This is a genomic window from Pseudomonas migulae (assembly GCF_024169315.1).
In the GTDB taxonomy this organism is placed as follows: Bacteria; Pseudomonadota; Gammaproteobacteria; order Pseudomonadales; family Pseudomonadaceae; genus Aquipseudomonas; species Aquipseudomonas migulae_B.
On record NZ_JALJWR010000001.1, the window covers coordinates 1,123,435 to 1,141,394 of the forward strand.

Here is a 17,960-nt window from a genome sequence, read left to right on the forward strand (position 1 = left end):
CATTATAGCCAGCGAACCTCCGCAAAACGGCGTTTATTGCGGTTTTTGTCCGACAATTGTCAGCGCCGGGCCCGGACGGGGTCGGTTATTGATGGCTGACCCAGAATACCGCGGTGCCCACGACCAGAATGATCAAAAACAGAATGGCCCACGCGTCGACCGTACTGTCGGGCTTTGAAGCTTTGGTAGGGTTGCTCATTGCATCGCCTCTTGTCGGTTTTATCGGTGATTGCATAAAGACTCGACCACAGTAAAGACGACGATTGCCCGCACGACAAATACGGGTTTATCAATAACGTTTCTCGTTAGTCGTTTTGGTTCTTTACATATACTCAAACATCACTTTTGCGCATAACTCCAAACTGGTATCTTGCCCCGGCTCCGTAGGGAGTGCGCGGCCGTGCGCGCAGAATTGCCGAGACAGTATCGGAGATGTCAGCAAGCGAAAATCGCAACTGGATCCGACCGGCCCAAGCCTGAGAACAGGACTTATATGTACGTATACGACGAGTACGATCAGCGGATCATCGAGGACCGCGTCAAGCAGTTCCGTGATCAGACCCGACGCTATCTGGCAGGCGAGCTGAGCGAAGAAGAATTCCGCCCTCTGCGCTTGCAGAACGGGCTTTATATCCAGCGCTTCGCGCCGATGTTGCGGGTGGCGGTGCCTTACGGCCAGCTGACTTCGCGCCAGACGCGAATGATGGCCAAGATCGCCCGCGACTACGACAAGGGCTATGCCCACATCAGTACCCGCCAGAACGTGCAGTTCAACTGGCCGGCGCTGGAAGACATCCCGGACATCCTCGCAGAGCTGGCCACCGTGCAGATGCACGCGATCCAGACCAGCGGCAACTGCCTGCGCAACGTCACCACCGACCAGTTCGCCGGTGTCGCTGCCGACGAGTTGGTCGACCCGCGCCCATGGTGCGAGATTGTCCGCCAATGGACGACCTTCCACCCGGAATTCGCTTACCTGCCACGTAAATTCAAGATCGCCATCAACGGTTCGACTTCCGACCGTGCGGCCATCGAAGTCCACGACATCGGCCTTGAGCCGGTGCAGAACGCCGCAGGCGAACTGGGCTTCCGTGTGCTGGTCGGCGGTGGCCTGGGCCGTACCCCGGTGGTTGGCGCGTTCATCAACGAATTCCTGCCGTGGCAAGACCTGTTGAGCTACCTCGACGCCATCCTGCGTGTCTACAACCGCTATGGCCGTCGTGACAACAAGTACAAGGCGCGGATCAAGATTCTGGTCAAGGCCCTGACGCCTGAAGTCTTTGCGCAGAAAGTCGACGCGGAAATGGAACACCTTCGCGGTGGCCAGACCACGCTGACCGAGGCCGAAGTGCATCGCGTCGCCAAACACTTCGTCGACCCGGACTACAAGGCACTGGACAACCAGACTGCCGAGCTGGCCGAACTCGACAAGCAACACCCCGGCTTCGCTCGCTGGCGTACCCGCAATACCCTGGCGCACAAGAAGCCGGGTTATGTCGCCGTGACCCTGTCCCTGAAGCCGACCGGCGTTGCACCGGGCGACATCACCGACAAGCAGCTCGACGCCGTGGCCGACCTGGCCGATCGTTACAGCTTCGGTCAACTGCGCACCTCCCACGAGCAGAACATCATTCTGGCCGACGTCGAGCAGACTCAGTTGTTCGCCATGTGGGGCGAATTGCGCGAGCAAGGTTTCGCCACGCCGAACATCGGCTTGCTGACCGACATCATCTGCTGCCCTGGCGGTGATTTCTGCTCGCTGGCCAACGCCAAGTCGATCCCGATCGCCGAGTCGATCCAGCGCCGCTTCGATGACCTGGACTACCTGTTCGACATCGGTGAACTGGACCTGAACATCTCCGGCTGCATGAACGCCTGTGGTCACCACCACGTCGGCCACATCGGCATCCTCGGGGTGGACAAGAAAGGCGAAGAGTTCTACCAGGTATCCCTTGGCGGCAGCGCCAGTCGCGATGCGAGCCTGGGCAAGATCCTCGGCCCGTCCTTTGCCCAGGAAGCCATGCCTGACGTGATCGAAAAGCTGATCGACGTGTACATCGAACAACGTACCGAAGACGAGCGCTTCATCGACACCTATCAACGTATTGGCATCGACCTCTTCAAGGAACGCGTCTATGCAGCGAATCATTAAGAACAACGAAGTCGTCGACGAAACCTGGCACCTGTTGCCCAAGGATTTCAACATCGACGAAATCAGCAACTGCGACGACCTGATCGTCCCGTTGCAGCTGTGGCGCGAACACAGCCGCATGCTCAAGGCCCGCGATGGCGGCCTGGGCGTGTGGCTGGACGCCGATGAAGAAGCTGAAGAAATCGGCGAAGACGTAGCCAGTTTCCAGGTCATCGCCCTGAACTTCCCGGCCTTCACCGACGGTCGTAACTATTCCAACGCCCGCCTGCTGCGTGACCGTTATGGTTTCAAAGGCGAACTGCGGGCGATTGGCGATGTGTTGCGCGACCAGCTGTTTTATATGCACCGCTGCGGTTTCGACGCGTTTGCCATTCGCGCCGACAAAGACCCGTACGAAGCCCTGGAAGGTCTCAAAGACTTCTCGGTGACCTATCAGGCCGCCACCGACGAACCGCTGCCGCTGTTCCGTCGCCGTTGATTGTGATGCCTTGAGCCCCTTTGCGGGGTTCAAGGCTCATAGGTTATTGCTGGGGATCCCCCACCGCCGGAAATGGTCGCCCCAAGGCCACCCAGTTGGCATAGAGTCGAGCCCGGTCCTCCAAGGTTGTGAACGCCGCAAACGGGTTGTCGAAGGCGCCCGCGGGCAACCTCACATCCTGGATCAATCGCGCCCATAACTCATTCGACGCTTCTGCTTCTGTCAGCAATCGCCATACCCGAGTCTGCAGATCCAGATAATTGACCCGGAATTCCGCGGTTAACGACAGTGTATTGATCGTCCCTAAAAATCGCCCGCCGCGAGGCCTCAGCGCCAGTTGATGCCAAATCGCTAATCGAATATTCGCTTGCCCATCTGCAATGCCGTTCAACCAGGCTTGCGGATCCCCATAATTATTGTCCCCCACGCTCAGCCACAAATTAATGCCCGTTTGCTCTCGATGTGTCACCAGGCGCTGCAAGGTATCCTCGTCGGTGATCGGATTGCGCCAAAGCATCACTCGATCCCGGGCAATCGCCTGATTCAGTACCGCCGGCGGTACGCGTGTGATCTGGTTATCGCCCAAATCCAACAGCGTCAAATAGGGTCGGTCCATGATCCCGGTCGGGCACACTTTGATCCCTGTGTTGTTCAAATTCAGAGACTGTAGCTGGTACATGCTCATCACCAAGGGCGGATCGCCCAATGGGTTATCGCTCATGTTCAGGTGTTGAAGATGGGTCAGTCCATCTAACCTTCCGGCATTCAGCTCACTCAATTTCAGGTGGGTGTTGCGCAAGTTCAATGAAGTAAGACGCTGCAACATCGGAATCGCGGATGGCAATTCGCTGGTCTGTCGCCCATTCGCAAGGTCGTAACGCAAATCAACGTCTTCCAGATCCAGCATTTGCAGATTGGGGAAGCCATCAAGAAACTCATCCAGACTGGAAATCACGTTCATTTGAAAGTTGCACATGTTCAAGCCGACGACGTCATTCAGTCGAATATTGAACGCGGGTAATCGATGAAAGAATTCATGCTCCAGGTCCATCGTAAAGCCGGTGACATGGTCGCCAGAGTAACGGCTATGGGGTTGCGGAGGACGCTTTTGCCAGACGGCAATGAGTTCGTCAGCAAGCTCCCTTCGCCCCCCCTCTTCACGCACAATTGCGTCTTGTATCAACCCTGCATTATGAGCCGCAAATTGCACGTTGTTCATGCCGGCTGCCGCGAGATCGCCGGCGATCAACTGAGGCACACCCATATGGACGATGTCTTGCGCCACACCGGCAACCCAGTCGTTCATATCCGCGTGCAATTGCTGAAGTTGAATTTTCAACTGTTCAATCAAGTCCGTGTAACCGGTGCCCAGCCGCGTCAGCTCCACATCAGCGTCAACATCAGAGAGCTCTGGATAGACATACCTGAGTTGCATCCTCTTTAACTCTTGCGTCAACGCTTCGTTCTGAAGTGTCTCCGGGAAAGCCCCTCCCTTGAGCCCCTGCGACTCAAATGCCAGTCCCAGGTCCATTCTATCCAGCCCGGTAGCCAGCTCGGTACGAGACAGCGCGTGATCGCTGATTTTCAGTTTCAGCTCAGCGCCAGGATCCGCAGACAGCAGTTGCAAGGCCGAACGTTCGTCCCTGAACAGGACATCGGCGAGCGCCGCGCAAAAACTTGTCGCTGCAGTATCAGGAGCTGACTGATACCGCCCCTGGACCTTGATCAGGCGCAGGCAATCAGGTGAGGTGACTGGACCGACATGATCCAGCACCCGCCCGCCAAGCGAACCGTCGAGCACTTCAATTCGTAGCCCTTTGGACCATCCAGGCAGATTCGCGAGAGAGTGCAACGCCAGCGTATCCGACTCGAGACTGGTTACTGACCGAAGATAGAGACCTTCATAGGCGCGGTTGAGGCGCACATGTTGCTGGAATTGGCGGGCCTTGCTGTCCAGTCGTTTGAACAACTCCCTGGCCAGGTCAGGGTCGGGCGTCGCCTTGAAATCGACGCCATAGCGATCCAGCATTTGCTCCACGGCCGATTTGGGCAGATCGGGATAAGTGCGTTGAAACAGCCGGACCCATTCGTGCTCCGACTGCTGAAGTGCCTGATATCGACGGTTGAATTCTGCAGCCGCAGTCGATGGGTCGCCCAGCGCTGCAACTTCCTGATCAATCCTGAAACGATCCACTGTATCGGCCAGTAAAGGCGTCGGCGCGCGCCCGGCCTGCATCAGCCGAAGCATGTCGTTATCGACGGCGCTGACCTTGCCGATGTGTGCCAGCACTTCATCCGAGAAAGTACCGGCCGGGGCACCAACACCACGCAGCAGGTCAACGCGTGTCGGCAGCGGCAATTCCGGTTGCAGGGGCGCCGGGGGTGCAACGGGTTCCTTTATCGGCTGGCTTGAGTCGCCGCTTTCGTGCTCCAGACCGGTCAGCTCAGACAACGCCGCCCCGTCCTTGCCAAGCGAGCCAACGGCAGGTATCAGCGGCAGCGCATTGAGCAAACCGAACACGGTTCGAGTCACACCCTGCGCGCGTTTGCTGGCGGTCTCACCGTTAACGGCCTGATCCAGGCCATACCCGGTGTCGATCACCCCGGCAAGCACCATCAACCCCTCGCCTCCCGGTACGAACAGCGCCAACGGGCCGAACTTATTGACCCACTGGACAATGGGCTCGACGACGGCGCTCAAATTGGCGCGATTGACATCAGCATCGTCGCGGATGATTTGATCAGTGAGGATGGCGGCCTGCTTCATGGTCAGAACCAGCTGCGCAAACGGATCAGTCTTCGAGGAAGCAATGTCGACGTCGATGTAGTCCGCCGGGTCCCAATAACCGTCGTTGTTGAAGAAGCCGGACTCTTTGGTCAAGTGATGCTGGCGCGGATAAATCGCCATGCCATCGAGCGCTGTGAACACGCCGGCGTGAAACGTCCCGTCTTCGCGATCATCCTCGGCGAAGTGCGCAGCCAGTGCCTGCTTCGTTACCGCAGCCTTGCCCTGCTCGACTATCCATTGGCGAAGCTCGCTCCCGTCGGCGAACTCGTGCAGCGGTGAGGAGTTGCCGGGGATGTACAGCAGCACTCGACCACTGGATCGGTCGCGGTAACACCAGATATCCCTCGCCGTGTATCGATAGAGCTTCAAACGCCCACCCTCGACGCTGGCAGACAGCCGCGTCGATCTTTGCAGTTGTCCAATAGTCAGCCCTTCCCAGGTTTGATCTGACGGCAACCCCGCCGCGCGCATCGCCAGCTCCAGGCCCTTTTTGGACAAGCTGCTCTCATGATGTTGCAGCCACGCGCTCATGACAAAAGCGGCCTTGACCGAGGTTCTCAATGCGTAAGGTCTGGACGCAATCAGCACCTCGTCCGACGGCCAGGCTTTGTCCAGATAGTTTTCATACAAATACTTCAAATCCAGTTCCCACACCCATTTCTTGAAATCGGCTGGACGCAGCTTGATTTGTGTATCGGGTCCATAGGTTTGCGGGGTTGTCTGTCGATAAATGCCTTCGTAGGTACGGTGATTGCCACTGCCGTGATCAGCGAATTCGTCGACGTTTTCGACAAGACGAACAGCTGGCCCAACATCTGGAGGCGTATATAAACCAAAAGCGGTTTCACCGAAGCGCCCGTCGCCAACGGTCTGGTAGTTGGAAAGCAGCGTCTGCACCAGCGTGCGCGAACTTCCCACTTGCCCTTGGTGAATGCCGTTCTGTGCTTCATGGCCCCTGTAGTCGTAATCGAGGGTCACCAGCAAGGCGGTCTGCGGATCGATTTCCGCACCCCATTTTTGCTTGATCAGTTGTCCGCCAAACTGGCCCGGGGTTTGCGGAAGCGCGATGTCCACCGCTGCTTTCAGTTCATCGCGCATTCGTAGAGGTGGTGCCGCGGTCATGATGCATTCCTTTGCAGTCAATTCAGAACCACCACCCTACCCAATCCGGCCGCACTGGAACGTCGGAGGGATCGCCAACAACGCAAGGAAAGTTCGCTGCTGGCGGACGGACGTTTTGCAGACCAAAAAAAACCGTGGAAATGTCCACGGTTTTTTATTGGTCATGACGATTAGACATTCCAACCGCACCACTCGCTCCTACAAGTCACCAGAAGCGTTGCTGCGTCAATCGGCTCCACCAGGTCAGCAACACGCGATCGACCGAACCGCTGGCCGCCATGCCGATGCGTTCCTGCAGGCTTTTGCGTTCGGCGTAGTGCAGGTGATAAAGCTCGGACTTCTTCGCCCGTTCGGCGAGGTATTCATCGCTGGTCTTGAGTTCATCGACCAGTTGCTTGTCCAGCGCGGCAACACCGAGCCAGATTTCACCGGTGGCCACTTCGTCGATCGCCAGTTGCGGGCGATAGCGGGAAACGAAGTTCTTGAACAGCTGATGGGTGACGTCCAGGTCTTCCTGGAATTTCTCGCGGCCCTTTTCGGTGTTTTCGCCAAACACGGTCAGGGTGCGTTTGTATTCGCCGGCAGTGAGGACTTCGAAGTCGATGTCGTGCTTCCTCAGCAGACGGTTGACGTTGGGCAACTGCGCAACCACGCCGATCGAGCCAAGTATCGCGAACGGGGCACTGATGATCTTGTCGCCGATGCACGCCATCATGTAGCCGCCGCTGGCCGCCACCTTGTCGATGCACACGGTCAACGGCACGCCGGCCTCACGGATACGCGCCAGCTGCGAGGACGCCAGGCCGTAGCTGTGCACCATGCCGCCACCGCTTTCCAGACGAAGCACCACTTCATCCTTGGGCGTTGCCAGGGTCAGCAGGGCGGTAATTTCGTGGCGCAGGCTTTCAGTGGCCGAGGCCTTGATGTCGCCGTCGAAATCCAGCACGAATACCCGGGGTTTGGCGTCGGGTTTCTTCTTTTGCTTTTTCTCGGTTTTGGCCTCGACCTTGCGCAAGGCCTTGAGCTGGTCTTTGTCGAGCAAGGTCTGCTCCAGGCGTTCGCGCAGCCCTTTGTAGAAATCATTGAGTTTGCTGACTTGCAACTGGCCAGCCGACTTGCGCCGGCCTTTATTGCGCAACGACGCGAAACTGGCCAGGACCACCAGGATGGCGACCACCAGTGTCACGGTTTTAGCCAGGAAACTGGCGTATTCGGACAGAAACTCCACAGGGACTCCTCAATACAATGCGCTGCATAAACACGCGCGGGATAACATCAGCATACCCATGCGCCGGCCCGGCGGCCAGCCGTGAAACCTCTGGCAACACGCTGGAACGGGCATTTCAAACAAGCGTATGTTTTTTCATTGACAGCTCACCGTCATCCTCATAACCTCGCCAAACCTTCAACGTACCGGGATGACGCGGACGTGGGCAGTATCTACTTGATTCGACATGGCCAGGCCTCCTTTGGTGCAGACGACTATGACGTTCTGTCGCCGACCGGTGTTCGCCAGGCAGAAGTCCTCGGCCAGCACCTCGCCGGGCTGGGTATCCACTTTGACCGCTGCCTCTCGGGCGACCTGCGCCGCCAGCAACATACCGCCAGCAGTGCGCTGGAACAGTTCGCTGCCGCAGGTTTGCCGGTGCCGGTCGTGGAAACCGATTCTGCCTTCAATGAATTCGATGCCGATGCGGTGATCCGTGCGCTGCTGCCGGCCATGCTCGACGACGAACCCGAAGCGCTGGAGATCCTGCGCAATGCCGCGCAAAACCGTGCCGAGTTCCAGCGTATTTTTGCCCTGATCATCGAGCGCTGGCTCGCCGGCACCTATGACACCCCAGGGCTGGAAAGCTGGCTGGGTTTTGTCGAGCGGGTGCAGGCCGGTTTGCAGCGAATCCTCGAAAGCGCCGACAACACACAGAAAATCGCCGTGTTCACCTCCGGCGGCACCATCACCGCCCTGCTCCACCTGATTACGCAAATGCCTGCCCGGCAGGCGTTTGAACTTAACTGGCAAATCGTCAACACCTCGCTCAACCAGCTGAAGTTTCGTGGTCGCGAGGTGGCACTGGCTTCTTTCAACAGTCATGCGCACCTGCAACTGTTGAAAGCCCCGGAACTCATCACGTTTCGCTGAGTCCGGACTATTGTGACCCTGGCTGTAATCACCCAGCTCTAATTACCCAAGAAAGGATCGAACCATGACCTCCGTAGCTGATGCCGTACAAGCAATGAAAGCCAAGTTCAACCCAGCCGCTGCTGCCGGTCTGGACCTGGTCTTCGGTTTCCGCATCGACGACACCAAGAACTTCTCGCTGATCGTCAAGGACAGCACCTGCGAGCTGAAAGAAGGCGAGAACCCTGACGCCCAGGTCACTCTGGTGATGGACGGCGAAACCCTGGAAGGCATCGTTGACGGTTCGACCGACGGCATGCAGGCGTTCATGGGCGGCAAACTGCGCGCTGAAGGCGACATGATGCTGGCGATGAAACTGTCCGAGCTGTTCCCGAGCTAAGACGGCGGCTCCCGCGCTCGGGAGCCTCTCTGGCTGCACACGAATCCCGCCCCTTGTGGCGGGATTCGTCGTTTTTCACCTTTGGAAAACCGCCCCCTGCGGATTTGCGGTCTATATTCCTTCTGGCCGCATGCGTCAGACATCGGCTGTTCAATCCCCCTTTCTTCGATGAAAGAACCGAGCGGAGAACACTGCCATGAGCCCACCTGACGACCACGACGGTTTCAACCGTCGACATGTACTGCAAGGCCTTACGGCGGGTGCCGTCGGTGCCTGGATCAGCCCTCTATTCGCAGGGAGTAAAACCATGCCAGATGCCCCGGCCGACCTCATTCTGTACAACGGACGCCTGCACACCGTCGATCGCAAGAAACCCCAGGCCAGTGCCGTCGCGATCAAGGACGGGCGCTTCGTGGTGGTCGGTAGCGACGCTCAGGCCATGGCGTTGCAAGGCCCGGGCACGCAAATTATCGACCTTCACGGTCGCACGGTGATTCCCGGTCTCAACGATTCGCACCTGCACCTGATCCGTGGTGGCTTGAATTACAACCTTGAATTGCGTTGGGAAGGCGTACCGTCGCTGGTCGATGCCTTGCGCATGCTCAAGGACCAGGCCGACCGTACACCCACGCCGCAATGGGTGCGGGTGGTCGGTGGCTGGAACGAGTTCCAGTTCGCCGAAAAACGCCTGCCTACGATTGATGAACTGAACAAAGCCGCGCCAGACACACCGGTGTTTGTGTTGCACCTCTACGACCGCGCACTGCTCAACCGCGCCGCATTGAAAGTGGTCGGCTACACCCGCGATACGCCGAACCCGCCGGGCGGTGAAATCCAGCGCGACGCCAATGGCGACCCGACCGGCATGCTGATCGCCCGCCCCAACGCGATGATTCTCTACTCGACCCTGGCCAAGGGGCCGAAACTGCCGCTGGAATACCAGGTCAACTCGACCCGGCAATTCATGCGCGAACTCAATCGCCTCGGCGTCACCAGCGCCATCGACGCCGGCGGTGGTTATCAGAATTACCCGGACGACTATCAAGTCATTCAGCAACTGGCCAAAGATCAACAGCTCACGGTGCGCATCGCCTACAACCTGTTCACCCAGAAACCCAAGGAAGAGCTGTCCGATTTCAAGAACTGGACCAGCACCTCCCACTACGGTCAGGGCGACGACTTCCTGCGACACAACGGTGCCGGGGAAATGCTGGTGTTTTCGGCGGCGGACTTCGAAGACTTCCTCGAGCCGCGCCCGGACCTGCCGCAAACCATGGAGCAGGAACTGGAGCCGGTGGTCCGCCACCTCGTCGAGCAACGCTGGCCGTTCCGTCTGCACGCCACTTACAACGAATCCATCAGCCGCATGCTCGATGTGTTCGAGAAGGTCAATCGCGACATTCCGTTCGACGGTCTGCCGTGGTTTTTCGATCACGCCGAAACCATCACCCCACAGAACATCGAGCGGGTCAAAGCCTTGGGTGGAGGGATCGCGATCCAGGACCGCATGGCGTTCCAGGGCGAGTATTTTGTCGACCGCTACGGCGCCAAGGCTGCCGAGCACACGCCACCGATCGCGCGGATGCTCGCCGAGGGCGTTCCGGTCGGCGCCGGCACCGATGCCACGCGGGTGTCGAGCTACAACCCCTGGACGTCGATGTACTGGCTGGTCAGCGGGCGTACCGTCGGTGGTCTGGAGCTGTACCCGCAAGGTTTGAGTCGCGACACGGCACTGGAGTTGTTCACTCATGGCAGTGCCTGGTTTTCTTCCGAGCAAGGCAAGAAGGGTCAGATCAAGGTCGGGCAACTGGCGGATTTGATTGCGCTGTCGGCGGACTATTTTCACATTGAGGACGAAGCGGTCAAATGGATCGAGTCGGTGTTGACCATTGTCGATGGCAAGATCGTCTACGGCACGGCCGAGTTCGAGAAACTCGGTCCGCCTCCCGTGCCGGTGATACCGGAATGGTCGCCGGTGGTTAATGTGCCGGGGCATTGGAGACCTTTGGCGCCGATGACGGCGCAGGTTCATCACTGTGTCGGGGCTTGCGCGGTGCATGCTCACAGCCATGAACGGGCGCGGTTGTCTTCGGCGCCGGTCAGTGACTTTCAGGGTTTCTGGGGGGCGTTTGGCTGTTCGTGTTTTGCGTTTTGAGTTGAACCATGTTTTGCGGACGTCCCCGGCCCCCTGTGGGAGCTGGCTTGCCAGCGATAGCGGTGTGTCAGGCGGCGGGGTTTTTGAGGGTGTACATATCCATTGCTGCGGTAACGGCTGGTATTGGTTCCGCCCTGACGGCGGGTCACTTGGAAGAGCGCCAAGTAACCAAGCGCCAAGCGCCCCTGACGTACGGCCTCCCGACGGGGCAGATCAAGATCAAAAACAAAGCGAGGCGGCCTGATAGCCGGCCTGAAGTTCGTCAGGATCATCGGCGGTGAACACCAATGTCATGTCCACCAAAATCCCTGTGGGAGCTGGCTTGCCAGCGATGAACGTCCAGACACCGCGTTCATCCAGACAGCAAGCGTCATCGTTAACGACCATCGCTGGCAAGCCAGCTCCCACAGGGGAATGCATATACCTGAAGAACCAGGTCGGCCCGCAGGCCGCCTCGGTTGCATTGGCGGTGGTCGCCACCTCGAGAGGCCGAGTGGAGGTTCTGCGCAGTGGGCAACCCGGCAGGGATGCCGGGTTAGCCGCCCCCGGCCATGGATGGCCGATGGCGGCGGGCCCACGGAGCAGGACCGGAACGAGGGCATGCCGAGCACTAGCGAGGCACCGAAAGAAAGGGGCAAAAGCGCTTGGTTACTTGGCGCTTTTCCAAGTAACTCGCTGTAAGAGCGAAACCGCCAGCCGTCGTTACCGCAACAACGGATATGTACCCCCTCAACAAACGCGCACCAAACGAGCTCACCGGTATCCGTTTACAATGCCCGAACCTCCCGCACCGACCTCCCCATGGACATCGACCTCGCCCGTACCTTTCTGGAAATCGTCCGCCACGGCAGCCTCGCCGCCGCAGCGGAAAAACTCCACGTCACCCAGACCGCGATCACCGCACGTGTACAGAAACTCGAAAACCAGTTGGGCAGCACGCTGTTCGTGCGCAACCGCGCCGGTGCCCGCTTGACCCCGAACGGCGAAGCCTTTGTGGTCTACGCCAATCAACTGGTCGAAACCTGGGAAGCCGCGCGCCGGGACTTGCCGTTGCCGGAGGGCTACCACGACGTGCTGCACATCGGCGGCGAAGTCAGCCTGTGCAACCCGTTGATGCTCAGTTGGGCCGCTGAACTGCGGGAGAAAATTCCCGGCCACGCACTGCGCATGGAAATCCGCGACGGCGAAAATCTTCTGCGCCAACTCGAACTAGGGGTGCTCGACGCCGCGCTGGTCTATCAGCCGGAATATTGGCCGCGCCTGCAAGTCGAGCAAATACTGGAAGAAAAACTGATTCTGGTACGTCTGGCCGGAAAGCCCGATCCCTACGTGTACATCGACTGGGGCCCGGATTTTCGCCGTCAGCACGATGCTGCGTTGCCGGAGAAAGCCAAGGCCGCGCTGAGCTTCAACCTCGGTCCCCTGGCCTTGCAATACATTCTGGAGAACGGTGGCAGTGGCTACTTCCGTACCCGGGTCGTGCACAGTTACCTGGAAAGCGGTGTGCTGGAACAAGTGCCGAAAGCCCCGGAATTCAGCTACCCGACCTATCTGGTTTACACCCGCGACCGTGACTCGGCCACCCTGCAACACGCCTTCGACCTGCTGCGCGAAGTCATCCAGTCCGACGATGACTGGTCGCAACGCTGGAACCCGCTGACCTGAGTTCGCTTTACACCGGAACATGGCGTTTGTGTCCCCTGGCTTCGGCCCGCCGGAAACGGCGGGATCGTCTAATCTGCTGGGACAACAATAACCACAGGTGAACGCAGTGAGGCAGACCACCGAGGCTTTTCGCGCCCGTTATCGCGCTGACATTCATCCACGCTACAACCCCTGGCTGCACGGCGGCTTTGTACTGTTATTCGGCTTGCTGGCCATTGGTGCATTCTGGAGCACCGTGCATCACGTACTTCCGCTGGAATGGCTCGCCGTACCACTGACGCTGTTGTGCTTCAACTTCGGCGTGTACACGGTGCATCGCCACCTCGGGCACCACAAAAAAAGCTTCGCGCGGATGTTCTACGCCCGCCATGCCGGCGACCATCACAGTTTCTTCGCGCCCGGCCACATGACGTACGACAGCGCCCGCGACTGGCGGGTGATCCTGTTTCCAGCCTGGCTGATCGTGGTGCATACGCTTGTCATCACCCTGCCCGTCTGGTGGCTGCTCGGGCAGTTCGATGCCAACGTCGCCGGTCTGGTCGGCGGCTGCCTGGTCCTCGGTTACCTGGCCTATGAGGTGTTCCATGCCTGCGAGCACCTGCCACCCTCGAACCCGGTCACGCGCTGGCCGTGGATCCGCCAGATGCGCCGCCTGCATGAACTGCATCACCGTCGGGAATTGATGCAGGAACGCAATTTCAACATCGTTTTTCCACTGACGGACTACCTGTTCGGCACTCTTTACTGGGAGCCCGAGCCAACGTACCTGCACCCAACGAGAACGCCCATGACCCGCATGCAGCATCAGATCACGATTGCCGGCAACCCGATTGAAGTGCTCGCCTACGCCAGCACCGTGACCCGCTGGCCGGAGTGGCACCCATCGTCACTCAAGGTCGAGGGCCAGGGCGGTCCGCTGCATGCAGGTTCGCGCTTCGAAGAAGACATCCGGGCCGGCGGGCGCGAGGGACATTTAAGCTGGGCGGTGAACGAGTATTTGCCCGGTCGTCGCTGGAGCGCTCGCGCTCAGGGCGATCATGGCTTGTCGTTGGAGGTGACCTACGAATGCGAGGCCGAGGGCCACGGCACCCGGTTTGTCCGCACGCTGGAGTATCAGTTCAGCGGCCTGGGGATGCGCATTGCCAATCGCCTGTTGTTGAAGCGGCGCATCGATCATGAATCGGCCGCGTCGATGCTAGCCTTGCGCGAAATGGCCCACAAGCACCTGGCCCCGGCAGGAGTCACTGCGTGAGTCGAACCGTCACGTTTCGCCGTGTCGTGCTATTGGTGATCGTTGCCATCGCCGCCTTTCTGCTGCTGATGCCGACCAAGGTGCAACCGGTGGCCTGGACGCCGCCACCGGCGCCCTCACTCACCAGTGGGCCCTACGCCGACAATCAGCGACTCAAAGGCGTGGAGCGTGTGGGCGCCGACGATATCGACGGGCCGGAAGCCTTGCTGCTGGAGGACAACGTGCTCATCACCGGCCTGCATGACGGTCGGTTGATTCGCACCAGCCTCGACGGCAAGGTCACCAAAGTGCTGGCCGACACCGGCGGCCGGCCGTTGGGTCTGGCGCGGCATCCCAATGGTTTGCTGGTGATCGCTGACGGGGTCAAGGGCTTGCTGTCGCTGGACGCTCAGGGGCGGTTGATTGCGTTGACCACGGCGGCGAATGGCGTGGACTTCGGGTTCACCGACGACGTGGCCATCGACAAGTCCGGGCATTACGCCTATTTCACCGATGCTTCCAGCCGCTTCGGGTACGGCCACGACGGCGAGGCGATCATCGAGCACGGCGGTGATGGTCGCTTGCTGCGCTATGACTTTCAGACAGGTAAAACGGCGGTCCTCCTGGATAAACTGGAGTTTGCCAACGGCGTGACCCTGGGACGGGACGAGGCGTTTGTACTGGTCAACGAAACCGGCGCCTATCGCATCAGTCGCTACTGGCTGAGCGGTCCGAAGGCCGGTACCCACGATCTGTTCATCGACAACTTGCCGGGGCTGCCGGACAACCTCGCGTTCAATGGCCGGGACCGTTTCTGGGTGGCGCTGTATGCCCCCCGCAACGCACTGCTCGACGCCACGGCCGCGCATCCCTTCGTGCGCAAGATGATCGTGCGGGCGATGGCCGTTCTGCCCAAACCGGTGGAGAAACGCGGGTTCGCCTTGGGGCTGGATCTCGAGGGCAGGTGATCGCCAATCTGCAGGACGGCAGCAGCGACAATTACTCGCCGATCACCACGGTGAGAGAGTATGGGGAGTGGTTGTATTTCGGGTCGTTGAAGGCGACGCATATGGCGCGGTTGCCGTTAAGCAAGGCATTGCAGTAAACCTGTGGGAGCGGGCTTGCTCGCGAAAGCGGTGTGTCAGTCAATACATGTGTCGAATGACACACCGCTTTCGCGAGCAAGCCCGCTCCCACATTTGATCTGCGTCAGGCTCGACTAACGGGGATCCATCTCGCCATCGCGAACAGCGTTATCGGTTTCTTCCCGCACACGCTCCGGATCAAGGTCGGTGCCATCGTCCTGGTCCATCGGGATGGCGCCTTCGTTGTTCGGCAGCTCGTCGATGCCCGGTTCGTCTTCCGGGTTGACGGTGGTGCGCCCGGGGCTCAATGGCTCGGGACGGGTGGGGATAGGGTCGTAGCCGCCCTGCTCTTCGCTGGGAAATTTGGGATCAGTCATGGGGCACCTCGCATGGAGCCGTAAAGTCGGACTCTGATCATTCGAGGTGCCGGGATTTATCGCCGTTCCAATTTTTCAGCCACCGGTCGTCGGTGGCTGGAGCGACATGTCAGGATGACTGGAGTTGTTGGACGATCTTGTCCTTGACCTGCAGGCGCTTCTCCTTGAGCTTCTTCAGTGCGTCATCACTGGGCGCATCCGATTGGGCGGTTTCAGCCTTTACCACCTCGGCGTCCGCCTGCGAATACTTGTTGATCAGTGAATCCAGTAACGGATCCTTGGTGCGTTTTTGCTGGATATCTTCCTTTGAAAAATTCAAGTCCTTATAAAGGTCGTGTGGCACCGGCATGGAACACCTCCGTTGGTTGATCGGTGGCAAACGCGATCGATTGCGTTCGCCAACTATCAGAATGGCCTCGGTCTGCAGGTTCTGTCGACCGCCTATCAGACCAGCGGTGTCCGTTCGTCGTCCTGTTGCAAACCTGATTAAACCTTCGCCCGTCCGTCGGCCTCCACAGATTAACGATCACCTGATCGCCCATGAAAACCTGTGTGGAGAAAACCAATGGACGGATTCAACCTGCGCCACCTCACTTTGGCCGTAGCCCTGAGCACCAGCATGGGCGCGGCGTTCGCGGCCACTTCCAATGACTTCGTCGACAAGGCGGCCGCTGGCGGTATCGCCGAAATCGAAACCAGCCGGCTCGCCCTGGAAAAAAGTGCCTCGGCCGACGTCAAGGAATTCGCCAACATGATGATCACCGATCATTCCAAGGCGAACGATGAACTGGCGACCATCGCGAAGAAAAACGACATCGAAGTGCCGGACACGACGACATTGGTGAAACAGGCCAAGGAGAAGATCCTCGACATGCGTGACGAATCGTTCGATGCCGCGTACGCCAACAATCAGGTCAAGGCGCACGAAGAAACCATCGAACTGTTCAAGAAAGAAGCCAACACCGTGACCGACGACAAAGTCAAAGGCGCCACCGAACTGAAAGGTTTCGCACAAAAAATGTTGCCGGGTCTGGAAAAGCACCTGGATATGGCGAAGAAACTGCAAGCCGCCCATCCGAGCAAATAACACGCGCCACAACAAAAAGACCGCCTCCATGGGGCGGTCTTTTTGTTTGCGCCGGTAATTAGCCGCCGTCGGTATCAATGTCGGCGTCCGTCTCCTCGCCAGGCTTCGGGCGATCCGGATGCGGCTTGAAACCCGGACTGAATTCATTGTCGTTGTCGGTGTGGCGATTCTTCTGATCAACCGCTTTATCGGCACTTTCCGGTTCGGCGGTTTTTGCGTTCTCAAGACCCTGTTGATCGTTCATATGTACCTCGTTCGTCACGGACATTTCGCGGCTGAAACCATCGGCCTTGTGAATTCGAAGCTTTACTACAGGCAACGTTCCATCGGTGCGCCGGATGAAAATATCCGGCGAGGGAAAACAACTATTTCAGACGAGAAATGTCACTGACTTGCACCGGTCATTTTTTAGCGAATCGGCGCTTACTTCCAGGGAGTCAAGGCACATGGCAGCACTGCAAACCACCACACTCGATGCGATGAAGAAAAACCTGACGCAACTGCTTGCCAGCTGGGCCAGCGGTCTTGAGACCAGCGGTGCTTCGCGCCATATCAAAGAACAGGATCTGAAGCAGCAGACCTCGGAATTCCTGCAGTTGATCGTCGCCGGCCTTGAGAATGGCAACGGCCAGAATGTAGCGGCGCCAGGCTGGGACGAGATTCGCCTGTTTCTTGAGAAGCTCTCCCACAGCCGTGCCCTGCTCGGCCAGGATTCGCAGCAGACCGCCAGTTTCATCTTCGCGCTGAAAGGCCCGCTGTTCGCACTGTTGCAAAATCATTACCAGGACAATCCGGCACTGTTGGCCGAACAACTCTGGGAAATCTCCGAACTGCTCGACGCACTGGGCATGCACACGATCCGCACGTTCCAGAAATCCCGCGAGGCGGTGATCAAGCGCCAGCAGGAAGAGCTGCTGGAGTTGTCGACCCCGGTGGTCAAGCTCTGGGACGGTGTACTGGCGCTGCCGATGATCGGCACCCTCGACTCGCAACGTACCCAAGTGGTGATGGAATCACTGTTGCAGCGCATCGTCGACACCGGCTCGGAAATCGCCATCATCGACATCACCGGCGTGCCGACCGTCGACACCCTGGTCGCCCAGCACTTGCTCAAGACCGTGACCGCCATTCGCCTGATGGGCGCCGATTGCATCATCAGCGGCGTGCGGCCGCAGATCGCCCAGACCATCGTGCACCTGGGGCTGGACCTGCAAGGCGTGGTCACCAAAGCCAATCTGGCCGATGCGCTGAAACTGGCCCTGACCCGACTGGGCCTGACCGTCAGCAAGGCGGACTGAGCC

General features: G+C 58.9%; 15 protein-coding genes and 1 pseudogene. 10 read left to right on the forward strand and 6 right to left on the reverse strand.

Features of this window, described 5'->3' with window-relative positions; all coding sequences use genetic code 11:
- Positions 1–493: 493 nt before the first annotated feature.
- Positions 494–2,152, forward strand: a complete 1,659-nt coding sequence (locus J2Y86_RS05135; protein WP_253428658.1) for a nitrite/sulfite reductase — start codon at positions 494–496, stop codon at positions 2,150–2,152.
- Positions 2,136–2,630 carry a DUF934 domain-containing protein gene (locus tag J2Y86_RS05140; RefSeq protein WP_253428659.1) on the forward strand — a complete coding sequence of 165 codons (495 nt, stop codon included), beginning with the start codon at positions 2,136–2,138 and terminating at the stop codon, positions 2,628–2,630. The genes J2Y86_RS05135 and J2Y86_RS05140 overlap by 17 nt, the downstream gene beginning before the upstream one ends.
- 43 nt (positions 2,631–2,673) lie before the next feature.
- On the opposite strand, the gene J2Y86_RS05145 is transcribed toward J2Y86_RS05140, so the two are convergent.
- The gene (locus J2Y86_RS05145) at positions 2,674–6,540 is read right to left on the reverse strand and encodes a leucine-rich repeat domain-containing protein (RefSeq protein WP_253428660.1); all 3,867 of its coding nucleotides are present in this window, start codon (positions 6,538–6,540) and stop codon (positions 2,674–2,676) included.
- A 205-nt stretch (positions 6,541–6,745) separates the two neighbouring features.
- Positions 6,746–7,768 (reverse strand): protease SohB, encoded by a 1,023-nt coding sequence (sohB, locus tag J2Y86_RS05150; protein ID WP_253428661.1) that lies wholly within the window; start codon positions 7,766–7,768, stop codon positions 6,746–6,748.
- Positions 7,769–7,969: 201 nt separating this feature from the next.
- On the opposite strand from sohB, the gene J2Y86_RS05155 reads away from it, so the two are divergent.
- From J2Y86_RS05155 to J2Y86_RS05165, 3 genes are all read left to right on the forward strand, one after another.
- Complete coding sequence (locus J2Y86_RS05155; protein WP_253428662.1) at positions 7,970–8,680, forward strand: histidine phosphatase family protein; 711 nt, start codon at positions 7,970–7,972, stop codon at positions 8,678–8,680.
- 64 nt (positions 8,681–8,744) lie between these two features.
- Complete coding sequence (locus J2Y86_RS05160) at positions 8,745–9,059, forward strand: SCP2 sterol-binding domain-containing protein (protein WP_019690779.1); 315 nt, start codon at positions 8,745–8,747, stop codon at positions 9,057–9,059.
- Between the two features lie 307 nt (positions 9,060–9,366).
- Positions 9,367–11,214, forward strand: a complete 1,848-nt coding sequence (locus J2Y86_RS05165) for an amidohydrolase (protein ID WP_253440125.1) — start codon at positions 9,367–9,369, stop codon at positions 11,212–11,214.
- 219 nt (positions 11,215–11,433) lie between these two features.
- Here the strand turns inward: J2Y86_RS05165 and J2Y86_RS05170 are convergent, their stop codons facing one another.
- Positions 11,434–11,610: a hypothetical protein gene (locus tag J2Y86_RS05170; RefSeq protein WP_253428663.1), complete on the reverse strand. Its 177-nt coding sequence runs from the start codon at positions 11,608–11,610 to the stop codon at positions 11,434–11,436.
- A gap of 405 nt (positions 11,611–12,015) precedes the next feature.
- Here J2Y86_RS05170 and J2Y86_RS05175 point away from each other — a divergent pair, with 405 nt between their 5' ends.
- From J2Y86_RS05175 to J2Y86_RS05185, 3 genes and pseudogenes are all read left to right on the forward strand, one after another.
- Positions 12,016–12,879 carry a LysR family transcriptional regulator gene (locus J2Y86_RS05175; protein ID WP_253428664.1) on the forward strand — a complete coding sequence of 288 codons (864 nt, stop codon included), beginning with the start codon at positions 12,016–12,018 and terminating at the stop codon, positions 12,877–12,879.
- 106 nt (positions 12,880–12,985) lie between these two features.
- Entirely contained in the window at positions 12,986–14,131 is a 1,146-nt protein-coding gene (locus J2Y86_RS05180) for an SRPBCC family protein (RefSeq protein ID WP_253428665.1), read from the forward strand.
- A 68-nt stretch (positions 14,132–14,199) separates the two neighbouring features.
- Positions 14,200–15,215 (forward strand): annotated as a pseudogene (locus J2Y86_RS05185) (SMP-30/gluconolactonase/LRE family protein).
- Between the two features lie 114 nt (positions 15,216–15,329).
- On the opposite strand, the gene J2Y86_RS05190 reads toward J2Y86_RS05185, so the two are convergent.
- Both J2Y86_RS05190 and J2Y86_RS05195 read right to left on the reverse strand, forming a co-directional pair.
- Positions 15,330–15,572, reverse strand: coding sequence for a hypothetical protein (locus J2Y86_RS05190; protein ID WP_253428666.1), 243 nt, complete (start codon positions 15,570–15,572; stop codon positions 15,330–15,332).
- Between the two features lie 109 nt (positions 15,573–15,681).
- Positions 15,682–15,921: a YdcH family protein gene (locus tag J2Y86_RS05195; RefSeq protein ID WP_253428667.1), complete on the reverse strand. Its 240-nt coding sequence runs from the start codon at positions 15,919–15,921 to the stop codon at positions 15,682–15,684.
- A gap of 216 nt (positions 15,922–16,137) precedes the next feature.
- Here J2Y86_RS05195 and J2Y86_RS05200 point away from each other — a divergent pair, with 216 nt between their 5' ends.
- Entirely contained in the window at positions 16,138–16,659 is a 522-nt protein-coding gene (locus tag J2Y86_RS05200) for a DUF4142 domain-containing protein (RefSeq protein WP_253428668.1), read from the forward strand.
- A 58-nt stretch (positions 16,660–16,717) separates the two neighbouring features.
- Here J2Y86_RS05200 and J2Y86_RS05205 read toward each other — a convergent pair whose 3' ends face one another.
- A complete protein-coding gene (locus tag J2Y86_RS05205; RefSeq protein ID WP_253428669.1) occupies positions 16,718–16,903 on the reverse strand; it encodes a hypothetical protein in 186 nt (61 codons plus the stop codon).
- 202 nt (positions 16,904–17,105) lie between these two features.
- On the opposite strand from J2Y86_RS05205, the gene J2Y86_RS05210 reads away from it, so the two are divergent.
- Positions 17,106–17,957, forward strand: coding sequence for an STAS domain-containing protein (locus J2Y86_RS05210; RefSeq protein WP_253428670.1), 852 nt, complete (start codon positions 17,106–17,108; stop codon positions 17,955–17,957).
- Positions 17,958–17,960: the final 3 nt, after the last annotated feature.